The sequence below is a fragment of the Nocardia sp. NPDC004168 genome (assembly GCF_040610355.1).
Taxonomy (GTDB): Bacteria; Actinomycetota; Actinomycetes; order Mycobacteriales; family Mycobacteriaceae; genus Nocardia; species Nocardia sichangensis.
This window is the reverse complement of record NZ_JBEXME010000108.1, coordinates 1-1341: the sequence shown is the minus strand read 5'-3', so window position 1 is coordinate 1341 and position 1341 is coordinate 1. Positions and strand designations below refer to the sequence as shown.

General features: G+C 64.4%; 1 protein-coding gene and 1 pseudogene. One reads left to right on the top strand and one right to left on the bottom strand.

Annotated features, from left to right (window positions below; all coding sequences use genetic code 11):
• Positions 1–66: 66 nt before the first annotated feature.
• Positions 67–437: pseudogene (locus ABZW96_RS37635) on the bottom strand (integrase core domain-containing protein); the annotation flags it as partial.
• A gap of 289 nt (positions 438–726) precedes the next feature.
• Here ABZW96_RS37635 and ABZW96_RS37630 point away from each other — a divergent pair.
• Positions 727–1107, top strand: a complete 381-nt coding sequence (locus ABZW96_RS37630; protein WP_355081656.1) for a TetR/AcrR family transcriptional regulator C-terminal domain-containing protein — start codon at positions 727–729, stop codon at positions 1105–1107.
• Positions 1108–1341 lie beyond the last annotated feature (234 nt).

Below are 1341 nucleotides of genomic sequence, written 5' to 3'. Positions count from 1 at the left end.
AGAACATCAGCCCGACAGCAACATCCGCCTCACCCACCCAGGCATCGTGCCGTCAGGCGACCACGCTCAGCCACCGGAAGTGAGCCAGAGCCGTTGTTCCGACAGCCCCCCCGGTGAGTCCGGAGACTTATTGATGTGACAGCTCAGCGGTTGCTGGGCTGGGTTCTGAGCGTAGTAGGCGGTTTCCATTTCGGCGGGTGGGATGTCCCCGCAGTACTGGTAGAGGCGTCGGTGATTGAACCAATCCACCCATTCGGCGGTGACGAACTCGACATGATCGACGCTGCGCCACGGGCCGCGGGGCTTGATCAACTCGGTTTATAGAGGCCGTTCACGGTCTCGGCGAGGGCGTTGTCGAAGCTCGAGCCCACCGCGCCTACGCTGGGTTGGATCCCTGCTTCGGCGAGCCGTTCGGTGAACGCAATAGATGTGAATCGCTCAGGTTCAACCGGTGGTCGCAACACCCGAGGTCACGGAGGGTGTATGGGAAGGCCATCGGACTGGGTACGGGAGGTCACCGGACGAGCGCCGCGGTCGACCTCACCCTGGCGCACCCATCCACGGACCGTCTCCGGGTGACCGACCCCAACAACTCGGCGACCGCCCGCATCGCCGCCCACTCCGACCCATGCTGATCACGGATCTCGACAAACATCCGCACAGCCCGCTCACGCAACTCGGCCGGGTACTTCCTCCTCGACGACACGACTCCATCCTCCTCAAGAGATGAAGTCCCCCGACACGCCGGGGCGATTCAACCTCCGCCGTGATCTTGTCGCGTTCGGCGTATTTTGGGCGACCCCGGCTCCTGCGACGCAGACCCACTTTGCCATGATTCGGCAGGTGGGCGCCGACGCTGAACACATCGATCCCGACGTTCTCGCAGACTGGCGCCGCACTGGCCCGGAGCGTGTCAGGTCCGCGATAGCCCAACACCTACTTTCCCTCAGCGATAAGGGCCTGCTCAATGTCGTGGATGGGCAGACCGCAGCGATCCACCTGATCCAGCTCACAGCAGACGCTGTCAATGCGATGGCCGCCGCGACCGACACTGACCAGCTCATCGGCGCCGGCGTCGACGTCTTTCTCGCGGCGTACCGACGTTGACCTCACTCTACGCACTGGCAGAGGTACACAGACTGCCGATCTCAACAGCCTTCCTGGCCCGTGCAACCCAACTCTGAGGTGCCTGCCATCGACCGAAGGACTGTTGCCTGCTCCTCTGTCAGGTGGTGGTGGCTGTCTCCTGCACGCACTGCTGCGAGAGCTACTGGCCGGTGGCGCGCCGACCAGCCTGACCGCCGACACCGCCGCCGCGCTGCTGCGGGGGTTGCGGGCACG